Source organism: Amycolatopsis sp. NBC_01488 (genome assembly GCF_036227105.1).
Taxonomy (GTDB): Bacteria; Actinomycetota; Actinomycetes; order Mycobacteriales; family Pseudonocardiaceae; genus Amycolatopsis.
On sequence record NZ_CP109434.1, the window covers coordinates 1623712 to 1644980 of the forward strand.

Genomic DNA, 21269 nt, shown 5'->3' on the forward strand with positions numbered 1-21269 from the left:
ATCCTGCCCTACCGTGGGCAGGCGATGGACGAGTTCGAACGGCACGGGATCGGCGTGGTCTCCGGTCGCGACGCGTGCGCGCACGCCCTGCGTTCCCCCGGCTTGACGTCCGATCCCGGTGGTGGCTCGCCCAGCGTGCTGCTTCGCGACGGCGAAGGCCACGCTCGGGTGCGCGGAGTATTGCGGGAGATCATCGCGGACCTGGAGCCGCTGCCGGCCCCGGTGCTCGCGGCGATCGAAGTCGTGGTGAGCGGCCTGGGGTCGTCGTTCGACCTCGTGCGCGACTTCGCGCGGCCGGTGGCGGGTGCGGTGACGTCGGCGGTGCTGGGCCTGCCCCTCGACGACGTCTTCCTGGACCACTTGGAGAAGACGACCGCGAACCTCGACGTCTTCGGCGGCACCGACCGGGCGGGGCAGGCGTCGGCGTTCCGGCTCGCCGTGCAGCTGAGCCGGGCTCCGGCGGGACCGGGCGGCCTGACGGCGATGCGGGCGGCCCACGCGGCCGGCCGGCTCGACGACGACGAGCTGATGCTCAACCCGGTCGTGCTGGCGCACGCCGCCTACGAGAACTCGCTGAACTTCCTGGCCTGCGCGGGGCTGGAGCTGGCGTCCTCGGCTTCTCCGGTACGGGTCCGCGAGCTGGTGACGTCGATCTGCCCGGCCCGGTACGTCCTGCGCTTCGGGGCCGACGGCCCGGTGGCGGTGTCCCTGACCGACGGGCTCCCGTTCGGCCTGGGCCGCCACGCGTGCCCGGGCTCGGGAGTCGCGCTGGCCGAGGGCGAGATCGCGCTCACGGCGTTGGCGAAGGTCCTCGACGGCGGCTGCGAAGTCGGCGAGGTGGTGTGGAAGACCCACCCGGTGTTCCACGGCCTGGCGAAGGCCGTGGTCACCCGGTCAGGAAACCGCTGAGACGACGCCGGCCAGGCGGTCGGCCGCGGCCTGGGCCGTCGACTGGGCCGGGGCCTCCACCATCACGCGGACCAGTTGCTCGGTGCCGGACGGGCGCAGCAGCACCCGGCCCTCCTCGCCCAGCTCGGCTTCGACCTCGCCGACGGCGTCGCGGACCTCGCTGGAGTCCGCCACCGCCGCCTTGTCGGCGACCGGGACGTTCACCAGGACCTGCGGCAGCCGGTTCATCACGGCGGCCAGGTCCTCCAGGGACTTGCCGGTCTGGGCCATGCGGCTCATCAGGCGCAACGCCGTGAGCAGGCCGTCACCGGTGGTGGCGTGCGCCGGGAGCACGACGTGGCCGGACTGCTCGCCGCCGAGGGCGAAGCCGCTCGCGCGCAGCTCCTCGAGGACGTACCGGTCGCCGACCGCCGTCGTGACGACGGCGATGCCGTGGGCCTTCATCGCCAGGTGCAGGCCGAGGTTGCTCATCACGGTCGCGACCAGCGTGTCCTTCACCAGCTCGCCGGACTCGGAGAACGCCAGCGCCAGCACCGCCATGATCTGGTCGCCGTCCACCAGGTCGCCAGCGGAGTCGACCGCCACGCAGCGGTCGGCGTCGCCGTCGTGGGCGATGCCCAGGTCGGCGCCGTGCGCGACGACCGCCTCGCGCAGCTTGTCGGGGTGGTTCGAGCCGCAGTGCTCGTTGATGTTGACGCCGTCCGGCTCCGCGTACAGCGCGACGACCTCGGCGCCGGCCCGGCGGTAGACCTCGGGCGCGGCGGCCGACGACGCGCCGTTCGCGCAGTCGACGACGACCTTCAGCCCGGCGAGCGAGTGCGGCGTGGCGCTCAGCAGGTGCGTGACGTAGCGGTCCAGGGCGTCTTCGACGTCGTGGACGCGGCCGACGCCGGCGCCGGTCGGGCGGACCTTGCCGGCCGCGAGGCCGGCTTCGATCTCGTCCTCGATGCCGTCGGGGAGCTTGTGCCCACCCGCGGCGAAGAGCTTGATGCCGTTGTCCGGCATCGGGTTGTGCGACGCGGAGATCATCACGCCGAGGTCGGCCTCGAGCGAGCCGACCAGGTAGGCGACGGCCGGGGTCGGGAGGACGCCGACGCGCAGGACGTCGGCCCCGGCGGAGGTCAGGCCCGCCACGACGGCGGCCTCGAGCATCTCGCCACTGGCACGCGGGTCGCGGCCGACGACCGCGACCGGCCGGTGCGAGCGGTCGTGCGCGGCGAGCACGCGAGCGGCGCTGGCGGCCAGCGCCAGCGCCAGCTCCGGCGTCAGCTCGGCGTTGGCCAGGCCACGGACCCCGTCGGTCCCGAACAGGCGTGCCATCGATCGACCTCCTCAGTGCGGCTGCGACAGCGCAACCGGCCACGACAACCTAGCGACCCTCCCGGACCGCACTCCCCTACCCCCGAGTGTCGCTCCAAACCCCGGAAACGACACAGTGCTCGTTCGTCACCAATCCGACCACAGTCACGGCCGGACCGGCCCGTGGCTACGGTTGCGTGCCGCTCGGGGGCCGGCCTGCTGGTGGCCGGATTGGCAACCCCGGTGAAAACGCCGGAGCGCCCATCCGATGGACGGATGGGCGCTCCGGTGGGTTGCGCCAGAGGCGCGATCAGCGCTTGCTGTACTGCGGGGCCTTGCGGGCCTTCTTGAGGCCGTACTTCTTCCGCTCCGTGGCGCGCGCGTCACGGGTCAGGAAGCCGGCCTTCTTGAGGGCCGGGCGGTCGTCGGCGTCGACCTCGATGAGCGCACGGGCGATCGCCAGGCGCAGCGCGCCCGCCTGACCCGAAACGCCGCCACCGTGCAGGTTGGCGAAGATGTCGAACGAGTCCGGCTTCTCGACCAGGACCAGCGGCTCACGGATGAGCTGCTGGTGCACCTTGTTCGGGAAGTACTCCTCGAGGGTGCGGCCGTTGAGCTTGAACTCACCGGTGCCGGGGACGACCCGCACGCGGACGACGGCCTCCTTGCGGCGGCCGACGGTCTGCGCGTTGCCGCCGGCGGCGCGCGACGGGCGCGGCGCGGCAGCGGACTCGCTGGTGGCCGTGATCTCGGCGGGGGTCTCGCTGGTCGCGACGGCGCCGGTCTCGGTCGCCTCGGTCGTGACCTCGGCGGTCTCGGTCTCGGTGCTGGTCACAGACTGTTCCTCACTCACTGCGCGACCTGCGCGATCTTGGTGATCTCGCGCACCTGCGGCTGCTGCGCGGTGTGCGGGTGCTGCGGGCCGGCGTAGACCTTCAGCTTCTTCGCCTGGGCGCGGCCGAGCTTGTTCTTCGGCAGCATGCCCTTGACGACCTTCTCGAGAAGGTGCTCGGGCTTGGTGTCGAGCAGCTCGCCGAACGAGCGCTTCCGCAGGCCGCCCGGGTAACCGCTGTGCCGGTACGCGAACTTCTGCTCGCGCTTGTTTCCGGTGAGCGCGACCTTCTCGGCGTTGACGATGATGACGAAGTCACCGGTGTCCACGTGCGGGGCGTAGGTCGGCTTGTGCTTGCCGCGCAGCAGCGTGGCGACCTCGGTCGCGAGCCGGCCGAGCACGACATCCTCGGCGTCGATCACGTGCCAGGCACGAGTGACGTCGCCGGGCTTGGGGCTGTACGTGGGCAAGGGTCTACCTCGTCGTCAACATTGCGTGTGGGTTCTGTGCGGGCCTAGCGCTGATGCGCCGCAACGCACAACGACATATGAAGATACCCCCACGTCCACCGCCGCTGTGCATCGGGGTGGCTTCGAACGCCCATCGTAGGCTCCGACCGCCCCGGGCGCAGCCGGACTCTACCCGGTTTTCCCGCCGAAGTGCCTGCACGCGCCACCCCGACACGCGAGGATGAGACGATCCGGGCGGCACCATCCGAGCAGGGGACGCGCATGAGCAGACGACCGACGGCGACCTTCGTCCTGGGCGCCATCCTGGCCCTGGTCAGCGCCTGCGGCACGGCGAAGGCCGGCACCGCCCTGCCGAAGGGCGACGACGCGGCGGACTACGTCGGCGGCAAGTTCGAGCAGGTCATCGGCAAGCTCGGGGACGCCATCACCGACACGCGCGACGTCACCAACTCCCTCGACGCCTACTTCAAGTTCGACGACAAGTGGATCCACAGCACCGTGACGTCGGCCCGCACCGGCAACCCGGAGAGCCGCGCGGTGCGGCACCGCTCGCAGAAGAACCCCGACGAGATCATCGACACCTACACACCGGCCGAAGGCCCGGTCGAGTACACCTACCTCGGCCCGATGTACGTCCAGAAGGGCGTCTCGCCGACGGCGTGGGTGTCGATGCCGAAGCCGGAGGCCGGCCTGGTCCAGCCGTGCGTCTGGGGCGGCGTGCTGACGCCGTGCCGGATGGCGGACTCGACCCTGGACGCCTACAAGGCCGACAAGCGCGCGGTCCGCGGCGCCAAGAGCCTCGGCGACGGGAAGACGGCGCTGACGGTCGACGTCCCGTTCGAGATCTTCGTCAAGAACAGGGTCGAGATCCTGCCGCCCAGCATCACCGACCAGGTCGGGCCGGAGCTGAAGAAGGCCATGGTGCCGACCACGATCACGCTGAACCCCGACGGCAGCCTGGTCTCGTTCGTGATGGACGCCAAGTTCTCCGGCGACGGCCACCACCTGGAGCTCAAGTACGACTTCCGGTTCACCGGCAAGGCGAGCCTGCAGGACATGCCGAAGCTGCCGGACGCGTCGCAGATCACGGTACTGCCCGACCGGGCGGCGATGAACGCGTTCTACCAGCGGCTCGGCGAAGCGCAGGGCCAGTGACCACCGCCACGACCCGAGGTGAGCACCGATGACCCAGCCGCCCGACCCGCAGCAGCAGCCGCCGTGGTGGCAGCCGACGGCCAACCCCCAGGGCGCCCCCGCCGGGTCGCGACCGGAGCAGCAGGCGACCGGCCCGCACGCCGGGCAGTGGCAGCCGAACGCGGAACCGGCCAGTGGTTCCTACACCGGCCAGTGGAACCCGGCGCAGCAGCCCGGCGCGAGCGGGTCGTTCTCGGGACCTTGGCAACCGGGACAGCCCCAGCCCGGCCCGTGGCAGCCGGCGTCCCAGCAGCCGGGTACGCCCAGCGGCGGCCGGCCGACGCAGAACCCCCAGCCCCAGCAGTACGGCGGCGGGTTCCAGCCGACGCAGTACGGCGGTCTCGGCGCGTTCGCTCCCACGCCGGAAAAGAAGCCGAAGTCGAAGAAGCCGGTGCTGATCGCCGGAGTCGCGGTCCTCGTGCTCGCCGTCGGCGGCGGTGCCGCGTGGCTGCTGGGCGCGTTCCGCGGGAACACGCTCGAGCAACAGTCCCTTGAGGACGGTGTGGTCAAGGTCCTCAACGAGAACTACGGCGAGCCGGACGTGAAGAACGCGCAGTGCCCGGCGAACGAAGCCGCCGAGAACGGCACGACGTTCGACTGCACGGTGAAGATCGGCGGTCAGGACAAGAAGGTGACCGTGCGGGTGCTCAACGACCGGCCCGAGTACGAGGTCGGCGCACCGCACTGATTTTCCTTGCCTTGCACGAAAACTCCTGCACAAACAGAAAACGGCGGGCCCCGCACCGAAGTGCGGGCCCGCCGTGGTTTCCGGGACTACCGGCTCAGAACAGGCCTTCGACGGCGCTGTCGGTCTGCTGGTAACCGTCGGCGATCTGCGGCAGCGCGGCGGCGATCTGCGCCAGAACCTGCCTCAGGTCGTCGAACTTCTGGTCCCAGGTGCGCTGGGCCTGGTCGTACTGCTCCTTGGCGGAACCGGTCCAGGTGGTGATCAGCGGCTTGAGGTCGTCCTTGAGGCGGTCGAACGCCTGCTGCAGTTCGCCACCCGTCTGCTGGCAGTCGTCCGCGGCCGCGCGGATGGTGGCGTAATTGACCTTGATGCCGGCACCATCAGACATGATGTGCTCCTTCTGTACTGAAAAAGTTTGTGCGTGGAAAGGAAAAGTTCAGGACGAGGATCAGCCGAGCGCGTCGAAGCCGCGGTTGACGGCGCCGAGGATCTCCTGCTGCTGCTGCTCGGACTTCTCGTACTTCGAGCCCGCCTCGCGGAGCAGTTCCGCGATCTTCTGCAGCGCCTGGTTCATCTGGCGGGCGTCGTCGTCGAAGCGGGCCATGACGTGGTCGAACGCCTTCTGCGCGTCGCCCTGCCAGCCGGAGCGGGTGGCCTCGATGCGGTCGCGCAGCGTGGAGAGGTTGCTGTCCATGCCGGCGCGGACCTCGGTCACGCGGCCTTCGGCCTCGGTGAACTGCTGAACTGTCCCTGTAAATCCGGCTCCACCAGACATGCTGGGAGACCCCCTTCTGAAGAGTGGTTGTCGTCCGTACCAAGCTCGTCCGTTTGTACGGCGCTCGTTCGTTGTACGGCCTTACGACGCAGACATTGCCATGCCCGGTTCCCTCTTGTCGTGGTTTGCCCGCAAGTAGTTGCTTGCGTGAACGCTCGCGCCGGGAACCGATCGCCGCGAGTATTCCGCGAGTGCCACGAACCGGCGAAGCGTCACTCGCAAAAGGGTTCTCCACCAGCGGAGTTAGCACACGCACAGCGATCTCCGGTGATCGTCACCGATCGCGTCCCATGATTCGCATCTGGGAAAAGTCTTCGTCCTCGTCACCCGTTCGAGGGGCACGAGCGGCGGATTGCGAACGCGAAGGAACCGAATCGGCCGGATCCGGAACCGCCGCAACCTCCGGGACCGACAGCCCGCGCGCGCGGCGGAACCGTTCGGCGGCCGCGCGCAACGTGCCGGGAGTCGGGTCGCCGGACTTCGCGCCGCGACCGGCGCGCTTCAGCAGTTCGACGTTTTTGCTGCGGTGGCGCAGGCTGCGCGCCTTCGCATTCCCTGAGACGCGCCGGGCGTGCGTCACGGCGTCTTCGCCGGCGCGCCGGAAGGCCGCCGCGGCGCTTTCGAACTCTTCGGACGGCACCGCGTGCCCTGCTCTCTCAGTTGAGGATTTCGACCGTGCGCACGGCCTGCGTGCAGGCGGCGGCGACTCGATCACGCAGTTGCGCGGTGGCGTACTGGCAGCCGATGTGGACCCGGATCCGGCCCTTCGCCACGACGTACCAGTCCACCTGGAGATCCGGCCGGTTCGGCTTGCTCTCGTGGTAGCCGATCACGGTCTTGCCCGCGTACGCCAGGCTCGGGTTGAACGCGCTGTACCGGTCGGGTTCGGCGTCCACGCCGCTCTTGAGGTAGTCCGCCAGCTTCCGCGGGTCCGCCGTCGCGTCGTAGTCCATCACGAACTCCTGGGCGACCAGGAGGTCGTTGCCATCCCGGGACTCCTGCGGGTGGATGACGACCTGCCGGTCGGCGACCCGGTCGTCGGTCTGGACCCAGTCCTCGGGCGCGACGAACTTGAAGTCGTACTGCGAAAGCGTCCGGCCGGTCTCGGCCTGGCCGCCGGAGCCGCGGAACACGAAGACCCCGGTGACGGCGAGCGCGGCCACGACGACCACGGCGACGGCGACGATCCCCCAGAGCTTCCGGCGGCTCTGCTTCTCGGGCGCCGCGGTGGCCCCGCCCGGGCGGTTGCCCGGCGGGCCACCCGGAGCGGCCTGGCCGGCGGGCGGCGTCCACGGCGGCCGGGCCACCGGCTGCCCATGGGGTGGTGACGGCGGCGGGGCCGCGCGGTTCGGGAACCCGTTGGCGGCGGGCGGCCCGGCGGTGCGCGGCGGCGCCGGGCGCTGGCCGGCGTCGCGCGGGGCGACGTCGCCGGGGCGGACGACCTCCGTGCGCTGCGCCGCCGGGTTGAGGGCACCGCCCGGCACCGCGCCCAGCCGGGCCATCGCCTCGCCGGGCAGCGCACCCGTGCGGTCCGGGTCCACCAGCACCGCGCGGAGCGCGCCGCGTGCGACCACCGTCTCGGGCTGGTCGAGGCTCGTCGGGACGACGCCGGTGCGTTCGTGCACCAGCCGGGAGATCATCGGGATCCGGCTCGACCCGCCGACCAGGAAGATCGCGGTGAGCTGCTTCGGCCGCAGGCCCGCGTCGCCGATCGCCGCGACCGTCAGCTCCACCGCGCGGCCCAGCGGCGCCGTGATCAGCCGTTCCAGGTCTTCGCGCGTCACGTGCGCGTCGGCGAACGGCGGTGGCATCGGCACGTCGGTGTAGGCGTGGCGCGAAAGCGTTTCCTTGGCTCCCCGCACGTCCTGGCGCAGCACGCGGCGGCGGCGCCGGTCGACCATCTCGCGCCCCTCGACGAGCTGGCGCCAGGCGTCCTGGTCCGCCCCGGCCACGAGCGAGCCGACGTGCTCCAGCAGCGCCTGGTCGATGTCGGCCCCGCCGAAGGCCGGGTCGCCGCGGGTGGCGAGCACCTGGAAGCCGCCGCGCTGCGAACGGCCGGCGCGGTCGCGCGCGGCGTCCGGCGGCAGCCGCCGGACCACGCTGACGTCGACCGTGCCGCCGCCGAGGTCGAGCACCGCGAGCGCGTCGCCGGGGCGGCCGCTGAACTCGACGGTGCGGTCGTTCGTCACGTCCTGCGGTGCGAACGTCGCGGCGTGGTAGACCGCCGCCGCGACCGGCTCGGGCACCAGCGCGACCTCGCGCGCCAGCCCGCCCGCGGCCTGCCGCAGCAGCCGGGTGCGGATGGCGCCCCAGTCCGCGGGGTGGGTCAGCACCAGCAGGTCGACCTCGGCTTCGCCGGCCAGGCGACGCGCTTCGGCGACCGCACGGCCCAGAACCGCGTGGACGACGTCGGTGACGCGCAGGACGCTGTCGCCGAGCAGCAGCTCGCCTTCGTCGATCCGGCGCTTCGGGTTCGGCTCGTACCGCGACGGGTCGACGGCCGCCTGCCGCTCGGCCTCCTGGCCGACGAACAGCGTGCCGTCCGCGGCCGCGAACACCGCCGAGGACATCAGCGGCTGGCCGTCGATCACCACGACCTGCGGATCACGCCCGTTCACCGAGGCGACGACGCAGGTGCTCGACGTCCCGAAGTCCACCGCAACCCGGACCGTCACCAGCAGCTCCCGAAAACCACACCGTGTTCGTTCCCCACGCCCGGCCGGCGGGGCGCGCCCTCGGGAAGGAACCTACCCTTCACCGCCGCGCGCCCCGCCGCCGTGCTCAGTCCGGCTGGATCCACGAGACCTGGATGAGCTGCTTGCCGGACTTGCGGGTCAGCAGGTTGCCCCGGCCCGGCGGCATCGCGCTCGGCTTGATGTTGCCGACCAGCGCGCCTTCGTCCCGCGAGCCGTTCATGACCATGCCCGGCGCCGCGATCTCCTTGAGCTTGCCGATGATCGGGTCGTACATCGCCTTGCTCGCGCCACCGGTGCGGCGGACCACGACCAGGTGCAGGCCGACGTCCTTGGCCTGGGGCAGGAAATCGGAGATCTTCCGCAGCGGGTTGTTCGTCGAGGTGGCCACCAGGTCGTAGTCGTCGACCAGGATGAACAGCTCCGGGCCCTTCCACCACGACCGCGTCTTCAGCTGCTCCTGCGTGACGTCCGGGCCCGGCAGCCGCCGCGTCATCGAGTTGAACACGTCGCCGACCATGCTCTCCAGCTGCGCCGCCGACACCGCGTACCCGAGCAGCGAGTCGCCCTGGACGAACCCGAGCATCGTGCGCCGGTAGTCGACCAGCAGGATCAGCGCCTCCTTGGCGGTGAACCGCTCGGAGATGCCCCGGGCGATCTGCCGCAGCAGGTTCGTCTTCCCCGACTCCCCGTCGGCGAACGCGTAGAAGTGCGGCTCGGCGTTGAAGTCCAGGTAGATCGGCTGCAGGTCCTCCTCGTTGACCCCGATCGGGATCAGCTTCGAGTCCCGCGCGCTGTCGAGCTTGAGCACCTCGTCGTAGGTGATCATGTCCGGCAGCAGCCGGACCTGCGGCGCGACCCGGCCCCGCCACGAACCCTTGATCTTCGCCACCGCGTCGGCCACGCCGGCCGCGATCGTCTCCGGGTCGCTGGAGCCGTCGATCCGCGGCAGGCCGCCCAGCATGTGCAGCTTCTCCCGGGTCAGGCCCCGGCCCGGGCGCCCGGTCGGGATGTTGACCGCGACGCGGCGGTCGATGTCCGACTCGGTCGGGTCACCGAGGCGCAGCTCGAACCGGGTGCCGATCATGTCCTTGATGGCCGGGCGGATGTCGGCCCACCGGTTGGCGGCGATGACCACGTGCACCCCGTAGGACAGACCCTGGGTGGCCAGCCGGGTGATCGTGGTTTCCAGCTCTTCGAAGTCGTCCCGCAGCGCACGCCAGTTGTCCACGATCAGGAACGCGTCGCCGAACGGGTCCTGGTCCGCCCGGATCTCCCCGCGGCGCTTGCGGTTGCGGAACTCGGTCATCGAGTCGATGCCCATCGCCCCGAACCGGCCTTCCCGCTCGGTGAGCAGGGTGGTCAGCTCGGCCACGATCCGCCGCGCCTTGTCCGGCTCGCGCCGCGCCACCGCCACGCCACCGACGTGCGGCAGGTCGGCCAGGCCGGCCAGGGTGCCACCACCGAGGTCGAGGCAGTAGAACTGCGCCTCTTCCGGGGTGTGGGTCAGCGCCATCGACATGATCAGCGTCCGCAGCATCGTCGACTTGCCCGACTGCGGACCGCCGACGATCACGCCGTGCCCGGCCGCACCGGAGAAGTCCGCCCACAGCGGGTCGCGCCGCTGCTCGTACGGCCGGTCGATGATGCCCAGCGGCACCTGCAGCCGCCCGTTGCCGAAGAAGCCGACCGGGGACAGGCCGCGGTCGTCGGTCGGGTTCAGGTTCGGCAGCAACGTGTCCAGCGAGTTCGGGTCCTTCAGCGGCGGCAGCCACACCTCGTGCGCCGGCGGGCCCTGCCCGATCAGCCGCGAGACGATGACGTCCAGCTCGGACGGCTCGACCGCCTCCTCCGACTGCGGCGCCGCCGCCACCGGGGCCTCGATCTGCTGCGGCTCCGGCTCCTTGGGCAGCTCGACGAAGTCCGGGACGAACAGCTGCGGCCGCTTGTCCGCCCGCACCACCGTCGCCGCCGGGCCCGCCGCCTGGATGCCGGCCGGCCGGTACGGGCCCGAGACGTAGGCCGCCTTGAACCGCACCAGCGTCGAGGTGTCGAACTTGAGGTAGCCGCCACCGGGCACCGACGGCAGCTCGAACGCGTCCGGCACACCGATCGCCGCGCGGGACTCCGCCGCGGAGAACGTCTTCAGGCCGATCCGGTACGACAGGTGCGAGTCCAGCCCGCGCAGCTTGCCCTCTTCCAGGCGCTGGGAGGCGAGCAGCATGTGCATCTGCAGCGACCGGCCCAGCCGGCCGATCGCGACGAACAGGTCGATGAAGTCCGGCTTCGCCGCCAGCAGCTCGGAAAACTCGTCACAGACGATGAACAGCGCCGGCAGCGGATCGAGGTCGGCGCCGTTCTCACGCGCTTTCTCGTATTCCCAGACGTTCTTGAAGTTGCCGCCGTTCTTCAGCGCCTCCTGACGCCGGTTCATCTCCCCGGCCAGCGCGTCCTTCATCCGGTCGACCAGCGTCACCTCGTCCGCGAGGTTGGTGATGACCGCCGACACGTGCGGCGCCTTGTCCAGCCCCAGGAACGTCGCGCCACCCTTGAAGTCGACCAGCACGAAGTTCAGCGTCGACGACGAATGCGTCGCCAACATCCCCAGCACCAGCGTGCGCAGGAACTCCGACTTGCCGGAACCGGTCGCGCCGATGCACAACCCGTGCGGACCCATCCCCTCGGCCGCGGCCTCCTTGATGTCCAGCTCCACCGGCTGGCCGTACTCACCGACACCGAACGGCACCCGGTAACGGTCGCGGATCGGCCGCGGCCGCCACGCCTGCTGCACGTCGAACGTCATCGGGTCACCCGGGATGCCCAGCAGCTCCAGCAGCGACGGGTTCGACAGCAGCGGCTCTTCGTCACCGACGTCCTGCCCCGCCGCGCCACCGACCCGGTACGGCGAGATCAGCCGGGCCAGCGACTCGGTCTCGACCAGGCTCAGCGTGTCCGGCCGGCCGAACCACTCCACACCGCCGGCACTGCGCGCGCCCAGCCTGTCCGCCTCCACGACCAGCCGCAGGCCACGGCGAGCGGCGAGATTGCCGAGAGAGTCCGACAAGTCGACCAGCGTGACCCCGACCAGCCCCTCCTCGAGGACGATCTGCTCCTCGCGGGTGACCTCGGCGTCGTCGATGATGATCACGACGTGCGGCTGGTCGGGCGCGGGCGTGGCGTTGCGGGAGAACCGCTGGCGGTCACGCAACTCCTCGTCCAGCCAGTCCTCGATCTGGGCCAGCGAACCGGCCATCATGCGGAGCTGGCCGATGCCGTCCGACAGCGTCGGGTGCTGGGCGTGCGGCAGCCACTTCGCCCACTCCCACTCCTCCTTCGCCCGGCCCGCGGTCGCGACCGCGACCAGCACGTCGTCGGGGCTGTGGAAGGTGACCATCTGCGCGAGCATCGCGCGGGTCAGGCCGCGGGTCAGCGCCCGGTCGCCCTGCATGCTCACCGCCGCGAACCCGCGCAGAGTGATCTGGGTGGGCAGGTCCGGCACGATCGAGTGCGCGCGCACGAACCGGCGCAGCGCGAGGGTGGCGATCGGCTCCAGCTCGTCGACCGGCCCGGTCTGCGGCGGGACCAGCCGCGTCGCGAGGCGGTGCGAGCTGCGCCCGACGCGCAGGTGCAGGAAGTCCTGGTCGTTCTGGCGGCGTTCCCACATGCGGCGGCTGGCGGCCAGCGACCACAGGGACTGCGGGTCGGGGTGCACCCACTCGAGCGCGGCGCGCTGGTCGACCATCGCCTCGCGGGCGCGGTCGCGCATCTGGCCCAGGTAACGCAGGTAGTCCTTGCGGTCCTCGTCCATCTCGGCGCGCTTGGCGCCGCCGCCCTTGCCGCCACCGCCGGCCATCATCCCGAGCGTCCCGACGACCATCATGCCGCCCATGGCCATCATCATCGGGTTCCGGTTGCTGGCCTGGAACATGAAGACCATCATCCCGAGCGACGCGACGATCATGACGACCGGAAGCGCCTTCATGACGATGTTCCCGGGGATGACGCGCGGCACCTCGGGCGGCGGCTCGAGGTGCACCTCACCACCCGGCGGGCGCGGTGCCGCCAGCCGCGGCGACTTCTTGAACTGCAGCGTGCTCATCGAAGGACCCCTCATTCAAACTCGACGATGGCGGCCACCGCAAGGTGTGCGAACAACCTATCGAACGCCCTGGCGGAATTCCGGCGGATGCCGGAAGACCCCGTGAGCGCTGCCCCACCCTCGCCCGGCGAGTGTACGGCCCACCACCGACAGTAATCTCACCTTCCGGCCGCCGACCTGCGGATGACGGTGAATTTCGGACGTTCGATGATGTCGGCACCGGGGTTCGGTATAAGTTCCCCCGGGAGCAGTCTCGACCGAGCGGGGGCAGTGCAGTGGCTACGGGCACGACAGTTTTCAGCAGGGTGACGGTCGTCGCGCCCTCGACGCGGATCGACGTGGCCCTGCCCGCCGACGTCGCGGTCGCCGATCTGCTGCCGATGCTGCTGGACATGGCCAAGGAGTCGTCGCCGGACGGCGGGGCCCGGCACGGCGGCTGGGCGCTCGCGAAGCTCGGGGACGCCCCGCTCGACCCCAGCCGCACGCTCGCCTCGCTCGGCGTCGTCGACGGTGAGCTCCTGCAGCTGCGCAAGCGCAACGAGAACCCGCCACCGCCGCTGTACGACGACGTCGTCGACGCCATCGCCGAGTCCTCCCCCGACAGCTTCCGCCCCTGGACCAAGGAAACGGCGAACCGCTTCGGGCACGTCGCGGGCGGACTGGCGCTGGTCGCCGCTGCGATCGCGCTGTTCATGAGCGGTTCGCTCTACGGCGGCAACGCGCTCGGCGCGGCCATCGCCGGCGGCATCGGCGCGATCGCGTGCGTCGCGGTCGGCGCCACGCTCGCCAAGGCCTACCAGGCGGAGGCGACCGGCGTCCTGATCGCGGCGGCCGGCGGCCTGCCGCTCGCGTTCGTCAGCGGCTTCTACATCGTGCCCGGCCTGTCGATGCGGGCGAACCTGCTGCTCGGCGCGGTCCTCGTGATCATCGTCGCGTCCGTCTGCATCATGGTCATCGGCGCGGGCATCACGACGTTCATCGCCGCGGCCACCGCGGGCACCTTCGGCGCGCTGGCCTTCCTGTTCGGCACGCTCGTCGCGCACCCGGCGGCCGGGATCGCGGCCGGCACCGTCGCGATCGCCCTCGCCTGCATCTCGATCCTGCCGCGCGCCACGATCTGGCTCGCGAAGCTGCCGCTGCCGCACGTCCCGAGCAACGCCGAAGAGCTGAAGGAAGACTCCGGCTTCCCCGACTACCGGGCCATCGAGCGCCGCACCGCGGTCGCGCACAACTACATGACCGGCCTGATGATCGGCTGCGGCGCCACGGTCGCGGTGTCCGCCGTCATCGCCGCAACCGCGCCCGGCGCGTTCGGGATCATCCTGGGCGTCGTCGCGAGCCTCGTCCTCCTGCTCCGCGCCCGCGCGTACGCGAACGGCAGCCAGGCGATTGCCCTGCTCACCACGGGCCTGGTCTCGGCGACCGGCATCGCGGCGGGCTGGCTGATCTCGGCGAGCGCGCAGAACCGCCTGCTCTACGTCTTCGGCGCGCTGGTCCTGCTGGCCGCCGGCGCGCTCGTGGTCGGCGTGATCTTCCCGAACCAGCGCTTCTCGCCGCCGCTGCGGCGCACGGTGGAGATCATCGAGGCGATCTGCATCGCCTCCGTGCTCCCGCTCGCCCTCGGGGTGATGGACCTGTACACCACCTTGCGGCACCTGAACTTCAAGTGACCGGATCGGGTGAATCTCGGATGGCAGTAGGACGGCGTTTCGGTCCCGCCCGCCGGACCACGACCGCGGTACTGGCCGGCACGATCGGCCTACTGGCCCCGCTGGCCGTCGCCCTGCCGAGCTGGGCGCAGCAGGCCCCGGCCGACGGCTACTACGCGACCCCGCCGCCGGTGGACATGGGCAAGCTGATCGCGGACTCCGGCCAGCCGGACAAGAAGTACAAGCCGAGCAAGGCGTGCGTCCAGCGCAGCACCCTCGGCCAGAACATCGTCCTGAAGACCCGGCCGTGGGGCCAGGACTACCTGCAGATCGACAAGGCACAGGAAATCGTCAAGGCGGCCACGGGCAGCGTCGGCGGCGGCGTCAAGGTGGCCGTGGTCGACACCGGCGTGACGCGCCACCCGTGGCTGCACAACCTCCAGAGCGGCGGCGAATACGTCGCCACGCCGTCGAAGGGCCAGCCGGGCGGTCTCGAAGACTGCGACGGTCACGGCACCGAGGTCGCCGGGATCATCGCGGCGAAGCCGGACGACCCGGAGGTCGGGTTCGTCGGCGTCGCCCCGGACGCGACGATCGTGTCCTACCGCCAGCTGAGCGAGAACTACGAGCCCGACACCTCGACGTCGACACCGCCGGCGAGCAACACCGGCGGCGGCACGCCGTCGAGCAACACCCCGCCGTCGGGATCGGGGTCCTCGTTGCCGCCGACCTCCGGCGGTGGCGGTGGCGCCGGCTCCGGTGACGACGACCAGACGTCGCCCGGGCAGTCGAACGGCGGCCGCCAGCTGGAGAAGGCCGGAACGGCGGGCACGCTGAAGACGCTGGCCGAGATCATCCGCGGCATCGCCGACCGCAAGGACGCCGACGTCATCAACATGTCGGTCGACAACTGCCGGACGGCGAACGGCAGCATCACCGAAGGCGAGCAGCAGGTCCAAGCGGCCGTGCACTACGCGGCGGCCGCGGGCATCGTGATCGTCGCCGCCGCGGGCAACGCGACGGACACCTGCCCGCAGAACGACCAGCCGGACGCGCGGAAGCCGAAGACGATCGTGACGCCGCCGTGGTTCGCCGACGACGTGCTGTCGGTCGGGGCGATCGACCAGACCGGCAGCGTGGCGCAGTTCAGCGTGCACGGCCCGTGGGTCGGCGTCGCGGCACCGGGGACGCAGATCATCTCGCTCGACCCGGCGGAAGGCTCCACCGGCCTGGCGAACCTGACGTTCGAAAGCGGCGACAAGGCCAGCGAAATCCAGGGAACGAGCTTCGCCGCGCCTTACGTGGCCGGCCTCGCGGCCCTGGTCAAGGCCAAGTACAAGAACCTCGACGCCAAGGGCATCATCAACCGCATCAAGGAAACCGCCCAGCACCCGGCGGCTCCGGGCGGCCGCGACAACTTCGTCGGCTACGGCGTGATCGACCCGGTGGCCGCGCTGACGCAGAGCCTGCCGTCGGAAATCGGGAACCAGGCACCGATCCCGGCCCCGCAGCTGGCTCAGCTCCCGCCGTCGAACGACCGCAGCTCGACCCCGATGATCGTGGCGCTGGCCGGCACCGGTGGCGGCTTGGTGGCGCTGCTGATCACGCTGTTCGTGATGCGCACGATCCGCCGCAACCGGCCGGCCGAAACCGGCGACGCGCGCCGCTGACGGAAGCCCGGCCCGCGGTCGCCGCGGGCCGGGTCACTTCGCCGGGGGCTTCTTCGGCTTCGGCGCGTTCTCGTCTTCGCCGATCACCGGCGGCGCCACCAAACCCGGCTCCCCCAGCAGCTCCGCCGACGTCACGATCGGCCGGTTCTTCGACGGGCGGCGGCCGCCACCACCGCCGCCGCCGAACGCGCCGAAGCCCATCATCGGCATCATCGGGACCCCGCCCGACGTGCTGTGGTCGTCCTGCGCGGGCGCCGCCTGCTGCGGCACCGCGTCGGCGGGCGGTGCGGCGTCCGGCGTGTCCGCGCCGGTGTGCTTCGGCTCCGCCGGGTCGCCGCTCGCGGACGACGGCGTCATCACCTCGCCGGAACCGGCCGACGCCGCGGCCGTGCCTTCGCCGTCCGCGGCGGGGGCGCCGGATTCCCTTTCGTGCAGCCGGAACCGGTCCTCGGGGTACCGGTGCGCGATCTCGATGCTGCGGGTGGTCGCGTCGGGGTCGTCGACGCCGTCGCACAGCCGGTCGAACGCCTCGAGGACGTCCCGCGCGGTCTCGTACAGCGCCTTCGCCGAATCCTGCGTCTCCCGCAGCTGCGTACGCGCCCGCTTGGTGCCGCCGCTCGGCAGCGTCATCGTCTCGGAGATCAGGTCCGCCGCGTCGACGAGCACCTCGGCGAGGTCGACGACGACGTGGCGCAGGGTGGTCACCAGCTCGTCGAGCGCGCCGGCGAGGACGGTCAACGCCTCCTGGAGGTCACCGCCCGCCGCACCGATTTCCCGCATGTACGCGACGAACGCGTCGGCGTCACGGCCTTCCCAGCCGCCGTCGAGCTTGCCGAGGCCGTCGTCGAGCCGCGCGGACACCTCGGCCGCCGCGGTGGCGGCCTGGCGCAGCCGCCCGGCTTCGGCGCCGAGGTCGCCCCAGCGGCCGATCAGCGGGCGGAAGTACGTCTCGACGGGGTCGATCAGCCCGAGCTGGTACGCGACGTCGGTCAGGTACGCCAGGTACGGCTCGGCCGTGGCGGCGATCTGGTCGCCTTCCGCGTCCGGGGCGAAGGCGACCGCGGGCGCCGGGGCGGCCTGCTTGGCCAGCGGGTGCGGGATGGAGTCCGTGGCCTCCGGTTCGGCGAACATCATTCGCTCCGCCCGGCGCGCGTGATCAGCTCCGCGGCTTCCGCGTCCTGCCCGCTGTGGCGGACCGTGACGTGCCGCAGTGCCTCCGCCGCCGACTTCAGCGCCTCGGCGCCGTCGACCAGCTGCCGCCGCAGCGCGCCGGCCGCGCGGCCGTACGACTCACCGAGCCCGATCTGCGCCCCCAGCGGGCCGTACGACTCACCGGAGACGCCCTCGCCGCCCACGTCGGCCGCCGCCGCGTGCAGGTCGTCAGCGGCCTCCTCGGCGGTCCGGGCGTACTCGCCGACGACCACGCCGTCCATCCTCAAGCCGGCCATGGCACCTCTCCGCTCACCGGAAGATCCTTCGAGCGTGGGACGTCCGCCGCCGCCCGACGGTTCCGCTCAGCCGCCGGCCTGTGCGGTCTGCGTCGGGAACGAGCCGGCGTTCGGGTCGATCGGCACCGAGTCGAACTGCTTGAGCACGTCCTGGGTGTTCAGCGACGCCCCGGTCGGCAGCAGGCCGATGATCGACTCGGGCGCGGGCTGCCGGTTGGTCAGGCCGATCGCGTCCGCGGTCGCGGCGTCCGGGACGCTGTAGCGGATGCCGCGGTCGGAGATCAGCTGGATCGCGCCCTTGCCGAAGCTGGCCTTGCCGGTGGCGGACTGCACCACCGCGCCGAAGCCGGGCTGGAGGTAGAAGCCGTTGATCGGCACGCGGTTCGGGCCCGGCGTGGTGACCTTCGTCGTGCTGAACTTGGGGCCACGGCTGTTCTGGCCCGGCAGCTGGGTTTCGATGTAGACCGACGTGTGGCCGTCGCGGTTGTCGCCGTCGCCGACCACGGACCAGCCGAGGCAGGCGACCGCCGAGTTCTTCGTCGCGTCGAGGATCGTCGGGACCGAGCGCGGGAAGTCGTCGACCTTGATGTAGCCGGGATCGCCGGACCGCAGCACGCTGACGCCGGACAGCTTGTCGAGGCCGAGCGTCTGCAGCTTGCTCGCGCTGCCGTGCTTCGCGACGCGCATGACGTCGGCGACCGCCTGGGACACCTGCTGGATGCCGCTCGTGGTGATGGCCCAGTACTGCGGCTGCTCACCCGTGGGCTGCGTGGCGAAGACGTCGCCCGCGGTCAGCCCGTCGAAGTCGGCCGGAGCCGCGCCGTCGGCGATCTGCGGCGGGGTCAGGCGCGGGACCTCGGGGATCGCGTTCAGCAGGCCCTGGGAGATCTTCCGCGGCTTCTGGTTCAGCAGCTGCAGGGCCGTCGAGACCGCGTTGTGCGAGTCGCTGGTGTCGATCTCGGCGCGGACGGTGTTGGCGTTCGGGCGGTTCTGCGTGCTCGGCAGGCGGTAGATCAGGTAGGTCTTGCCGTTGTCCGCGGCCGCCAGCAACGCTTCCTTCTCCCCCAGCTCGGTGCCGAGGGCGCTCGGGGCGACACCACCGAAGACGTAGGTGTTGGTCACGTTCGCGCTGTCGGGCACCGGCTGCGTCGGATCGAGCTGAACCTGGTCGCACACCGCCCAATTGGGGGAAATCCGCTGGGAATCCGTCGGGATCAGCTGCGGGCCGTCCGGAATGCCGGTCAGCTTTCCGCGGGGAATGTCCTTCAGCTGGTCGTCGGAAACGACCGTGGGATTCTTCACAGTCGCGGAGCTCGACGACGCCGCGGCCGCTGCAGGAGCCGCCGTCGCACCGCCGGCGCTGCCCGCGCTCGACTGCTTCTGCTGGGCCAGGAGCAGGAGCCGCGCCGACGCGAGGTTGAACGTCGGGACGAGCATCTTCGGGTTCCCCATCACCACGTAGACCGTGCCGGACTGCTCGCCGATCACGATGTTCCCGGCTTCGGGGACCGACGGGGCCGGGCTGAGCAGCCCCCAGACGACGAAGACGATCATGCCGAGAGCGCCGAGCACGACCCCCACGATCGTGGCCCTCGTGTGGGTGCGCATCGGGTCGTGCAACATCACGGCGTCCCGCCGGACCAGCGCCGACTGCATCCGGCGCAGGACGAACTGGTACGCCTGGACCTGAGACTTAGTCGTGGGTGTTGATGGCATTCTCGACCTACAGCTCTCCCCGTCGCGGTACGGTTCCGCAGGATAGCCGTACGGGGACCGTCTGGTGTGGGGTTTCTACCAACTCCGGCTAGGGTCGGGCTCCCCGGGACCCGGCTTCCGGGGTACGCAGCAAGCACGAGGGGAAGAGAAAGCGCGGATGTCCGTCACCACTCCTCCACGTCCGCCTGGCCCGCCAGGGCCCCCGCCTCCCGGCCGCCCGCCAGGCCCCCCGCCACGGCCGGGGAGACCCGGTGGTCCCGGCGTGCCGGGTGGCCCCGGTGGCGTTCCCGGCGGACCCGGTGGCGGCCCGGGTGGTCCTGGTGGTCCCGGCATGCCCCCGCGTGGTCCCGGTGGACCCGGCCCTGGCGGTCCCGGTGGACGTCCCGGCGGCCCGGGTGGCCCTGGTGGCCCCGGTCCTGGCGGTCCCGGTGGACCCGGTGGTGGCGGTCCCGGTGGCCCGGGTGGTCCCGGCGGCGGTGGCCCCGGCGGTCCCCCGGGTCCGGACGACAGCGGCCCCTCGACCCCGCCCAGCCCTGTGCGGATGGCGCCCCCCGCGCGGCGCCGCTCGTCGGGAGTGAACCTGGGCCCGCTGCCCGTGGCGAACCTCGTCGTGCTCGAGGTCGGCTTCGCGGTCGGGCTCGTCCTGCTCGCGATCGCCATGTCGCTGAAGTACGTCGCGATCGGCATCGTCGGCTTCGCCCTCATCGTCGCGCTGCTGCGCTGGCGCGGCCGCTGGTTCACCCAGTGGATCGGGCTGACGCTGCGCTATTCCTTCCGCTCCCACGACCGCGTCGCCGAACCGCTGCCGCCGAGCACCGTCGAGGAGCTGGCCGCCGAAGAGACCACGGTGACCGGCCCGGACGACGCCCGCGTCAACCTGCTCCGCATCGCCGTGCCGGACCTCGTCGTCGCGCACGGCGTCGACCACGAACGCCAGCAGGTCGGGCTCGCCTGGAACGACGGCACCTGGACGGCGGTGCTGCTCGTCGAGCCGACGCCGGCGCTGATCACCCAGGCCGGTGGCGCGCCGAGCATGCCGCTGTCGGCGCTCGCGCCGTGCCTCGAAGACCGCGGCGTGGTCCTCGACTCGATCCAGATGATCTGGCACTGCTACCCGGGCAGCGCGGCGCTGCCCGCGGATTCGCCGGCGCTGAGCTCCTACATGGAGGTGCTCGGCCCGCTGCCCGCGGCGGCGCGGCGGACGACGTGGGTCGCGATCCGGCTGGACCCGAAGCGGTGCCCGGCGGCGATCCGGGAGCGTGGCGGCGGCGTCGTCGGCGCCCACCGCGCGTTGATCGGCGCGCTGTCCCGCGTGCGCAACGCACTGGAGTCGCAGGGCGTGCCGACGCGGCCGCTCGACCCGGACGAGCTGCTGCGCGCGAGCATTTCGGCCGCGGAACTCACGTCCGTCGCCGGTTCGCCGACCAAGGTGACGTTGCAGGAGCGCTGGTCCGGCGTCACCGCGGCCGGCATCGGCCACGCGAGCTACGCGATCACCGGCTGGCCGAAGGGCAAGATCTCCGGCAGCCTCAACGCGCTGACGAGCGTCCGCGCGCTGTCGTCGACGCTCGCGATGTCGATTTCCCCCGCGTCCGACGAAGGCAAGATCGGGCTGCGCGGCGTGGTCCGGCTGAGCGCGCGCAACCCGCGTGAGCTCGACGCCGCCGACCAGCGGCTGCAGGGGCTGGCCGAGCGCTTGGACGTCGACCTGACGCCGCTGCGCGGGCTGCAGGTCTCCGCGTTCGCCGCGACGCTGCCGATCGGAGGAACAGCGTGAGGGAGCTTGCGACCGAACCATTCACCACTGCGCCTTCGGTGAAGGCCGCG

At 71.6% G+C, this 21269-nt stretch carries 18 protein-coding genes; 7 read left to right on the forward strand and 11 right to left on the reverse strand.

Annotated features, from left to right (window positions below; translation table 11 throughout):
- Positions 1-24: 24 nt before the first annotated feature.
- Complete coding sequence (locus OG738_RS07620) at positions 25-909, forward strand: cytochrome P450 (protein ID WP_329052398.1); 885 nt, start codon at positions 25-27, stop codon at positions 907-909.
- Here OG738_RS07620 and glmM read toward each other — a convergent pair.
- The 3 genes from glmM to rplM form a co-directional block, all read right to left on the reverse strand.
- Positions 895-2229 (reverse strand): phosphoglucosamine mutase, encoded by a 1335-nt coding sequence (gene glmM, locus OG738_RS07625; RefSeq protein WP_329052400.1) that lies wholly within the window; start codon positions 2227-2229, stop codon positions 895-897. The genes OG738_RS07620 and glmM overlap by 15 nt on opposite strands.
- A 289-nt stretch (positions 2230-2518) precedes the next feature.
- Positions 2519-3043 carry a 30S ribosomal protein S9 gene (gene rpsI, locus OG738_RS07630; protein ID WP_329052402.1) on the reverse strand — a complete coding sequence of 175 codons (525 nt, stop codon included), beginning with the start codon at positions 3041-3043 and terminating at the stop codon, positions 2519-2521.
- A 14-nt stretch (positions 3044-3057) separates the two neighbouring features.
- Entirely contained in the window at positions 3058-3510 is a 453-nt protein-coding gene (gene rplM / locus OG738_RS07635; protein ID WP_284745421.1) for a 50S ribosomal protein L13, read from the reverse strand.
- A gap of 261 nt (positions 3511-3771) precedes the next feature.
- On the opposite strand from rplM, the gene OG738_RS07640 reads away from it, so the two are divergent.
- Both OG738_RS07640 and OG738_RS07645 read left to right on the forward strand, forming a co-directional pair.
- A complete protein-coding gene (locus tag OG738_RS07640; RefSeq protein WP_329052407.1) occupies positions 3772-4665 on the forward strand; it encodes a hypothetical protein in 894 nt (297 codons plus the stop codon).
- Positions 4666-4693: 28 nt separating this feature from the next.
- Positions 4694-5392, forward strand: coding sequence for a DUF4333 domain-containing protein (locus OG738_RS07645; protein ID WP_329052409.1), 699 nt, complete (start codon positions 4694-4696; stop codon positions 5390-5392).
- 94 nt (positions 5393-5486) lie between these two features.
- On the opposite strand, the gene OG738_RS07650 is transcribed toward OG738_RS07645, so the two are convergent.
- From OG738_RS07650 to eccCa, 5 genes are all read right to left on the reverse strand, one after another.
- Positions 5487-5780, reverse strand: coding sequence for a WXG100 family type VII secretion target (locus OG738_RS07650; RefSeq protein WP_329052411.1), 294 nt, complete (start codon positions 5778-5780; stop codon positions 5487-5489).
- A 60-nt stretch (positions 5781-5840) separates the two neighbouring features.
- Positions 5841-6167: a WXG100 family type VII secretion target gene (locus tag OG738_RS07655; RefSeq protein WP_329052413.1), complete on the reverse strand. Its 327-nt coding sequence runs from the start codon at positions 6165-6167 to the stop codon at positions 5841-5843.
- Between the two features lie 274 nt (positions 6168-6441).
- Positions 6442-6807, reverse strand: a complete 366-nt coding sequence (locus tag OG738_RS07660; protein WP_329052415.1) for a hypothetical protein — start codon at positions 6805-6807, stop codon at positions 6442-6444.
- A gap of 16 nt (positions 6808-6823) precedes the next feature.
- Entirely contained in the window at positions 6824-8842 is a 2019-nt protein-coding gene (locus tag OG738_RS07665; RefSeq protein WP_329052418.1) for a type VII secretion-associated protein, read from the reverse strand.
- Positions 8843-8948: 106 nt separating this feature from the next.
- Positions 8949-12959, reverse strand: coding sequence for a type VII secretion protein EccCa (eccCa, locus tag OG738_RS07670; protein WP_329052420.1), 4011 nt, complete (start codon positions 12957-12959; stop codon positions 8949-8951).
- Between the two features lie 305 nt (positions 12960-13264).
- Here eccCa and eccD point away from each other — a divergent pair, with 305 nt between their 5' ends.
- Positions 13265-14629: a type VII secretion integral membrane protein EccD gene (gene eccD, locus OG738_RS07675; protein ID WP_329052422.1), complete on the forward strand. Its 1365-nt coding sequence runs from the start codon at positions 13265-13267 to the stop codon at positions 14627-14629.
- A gap of 20 nt (positions 14630-14649) precedes the next feature.
- Positions 14650-16278, forward strand: coding sequence for a S8 family serine peptidase (locus OG738_RS07680; protein WP_329052424.1), 1629 nt, complete (start codon positions 14650-14652; stop codon positions 16276-16278).
- A 33-nt stretch (positions 16279-16311) separates the two neighbouring features.
- Here the strand turns inward: OG738_RS07680 and OG738_RS07685 are convergent, their stop codons facing one another.
- The 3 genes from OG738_RS07685 to eccB form a co-directional block, all read right to left on the reverse strand.
- Positions 16312-17409, reverse strand: coding sequence for a WXG100 family type VII secretion target (locus tag OG738_RS07685; protein WP_329052426.1), 1098 nt, complete (start codon positions 17407-17409; stop codon positions 16312-16314).
- Positions 17409-17726 (reverse strand): hypothetical protein, encoded by a 318-nt coding sequence (locus tag OG738_RS07690; RefSeq protein WP_329052428.1) that lies wholly within the window; start codon positions 17724-17726, stop codon positions 17409-17411. The genes OG738_RS07685 and OG738_RS07690 overlap by 1 nt, the downstream gene beginning before the upstream one ends.
- Before the next feature lie 66 nt (positions 17727-17792).
- Positions 17793-19442, reverse strand: a complete 1650-nt coding sequence (gene eccB / locus OG738_RS07695; protein WP_329052429.1) for a type VII secretion protein EccB — start codon at positions 19440-19442, stop codon at positions 17793-17795.
- A 251-nt stretch (positions 19443-19693) separates the two neighbouring features.
- Here eccB and OG738_RS07700 point away from each other — a divergent pair, with 251 nt between their 5' ends.
- Positions 19694-20020 (forward strand): hypothetical protein, encoded by a 327-nt coding sequence (locus OG738_RS07700; RefSeq protein ID WP_329052432.1) that lies wholly within the window; start codon positions 19694-19696, stop codon positions 20018-20020.
- Positions 19984-21219, forward strand: coding sequence for a type VII secretion protein EccE (eccE, locus tag OG738_RS07705; RefSeq protein WP_329052434.1), 1236 nt, complete (start codon positions 19984-19986; stop codon positions 21217-21219). The genes OG738_RS07700 and eccE overlap by 37 nt, the downstream gene beginning before the upstream one ends.
- Positions 21220-21269: the final 50 nt, after the last annotated feature.